Source organism: Bradyrhizobium sp. 44 (genome assembly GCF_023073095.1).
Classification (GTDB): Bacteria; Pseudomonadota; Alphaproteobacteria; order Rhizobiales; family Xanthobacteraceae; genus Bradyrhizobium.
In genome coordinates this window covers 1-1,090 of sequence record NZ_JADPIY010000001.1, presented here as the reverse complement: position 1 = coordinate 1,090, position 1,090 = coordinate 1, and the positions used below count along the sequence as shown (strand labels likewise).

1 protein-coding gene and 1 pseudogene are annotated in these 1,090 nt (G+C 58.2%); both read right to left on the bottom strand.

What is annotated here, in order from left to right:
• Positions 1–587, bottom strand: a 587-nt coding sequence (locus IVB41_RS00010) for a transposase (protein ID WP_247425701.1), incomplete at its 3' end; no start/stop codon positions are given.
• Positions 588–733: 146 nt separating this feature from the next.
• A pseudogene (locus IVB41_RS00005) lies at positions 734–1,090 on the bottom strand (IS5/IS1182 family transposase); the annotation flags it as partial.

Sequence of the window (1,090 nt, the reverse complement as noted above, 5' to 3'; positions counted from 1 at the left end):
TTTTTTAACTCCAGTGTTTCCGACGGCTCCTGCCGGTCGGCGGTATCGAGCTGAGCGAGATAGCGCGCAACACTCTCCTCCAATTGCGTGCGCCGCCGCTCGACTTTGCCGCGCGTGAAGTTCTTATCGCGATTATTGACTGCTTTGAATTTGCTGCCGTCGATCGCAACGCTGGCTGTCGCGAGCAAGCCCATCTTGCGGCACACCTCGACGAAGCGCGCGCAGACCTTTTTGATGCCGGGACCATTGTCCTTGCGGAAATCGGCAATCGTTTTGTGATCGGGCGCAAGCCTGGCGAGCAGCCACATCACTTCGACGTTGCGGCCAGCTTCACGCTCAAGCCGGCGGCTCGAATGGACACGGTTGAGATAACCGTAAATGTAGAGCCCTAAGAGCGCGGCCGGATGATACGACGGCCTACCTGTGCCGGCAGGCTCAACGCCACCGAACCCAAGTTCAGCCAGATCGAGGGCTGCAACGAAGGCGTCGATCACGCGAACCGGATTGTCATCTGCAACCCAGTCGTCCAGGCATTCCGGCAACAAAGTAGATTGCCCGCGATCAGCTCCTTGAATGAAACGAGCCATGCCAGCCCCCACCGATTCAGTGCGGGAATCATAGCAGGCACGGCGTTTTCACACAGCCAGGGTCATAAGCGTCGGTTTGGCCGCGAACGCGCCACGTTCGGTCTGGCCCCGATTACGGTCGTGCTGAATGTCGCCGCCATCTTCACCTACCGGCCACTTCCCGCCAGAACCTGTTTTTCAATCGCTGCGAGTTTCGCCATTTCAACGGTCAGATTTTTGAGCCGTTCTTTGATCCGCGTCTTTTTTAACTCCAGTGTTTCCGACGGCTCCTGCCGGTCGGCGGTATCGAGCTGAGCGAGATAGCGCGCAACACTCTCCTCCAATTGCGTGCGCCGCCGCTCGACTTTGCCGCGCGTGAAGTTCTTATCGCGATTATTGACTGCTTTGAATTTGCTGCCGTCGATCGCAACGCTGGCTGTCGCGAGCAAGCCCATCTTGCGGCACACCTCGACGAAGCGCGCGCAGACCTTTTTGATGCCGGGACCATTGTCCTTGCGGAAATC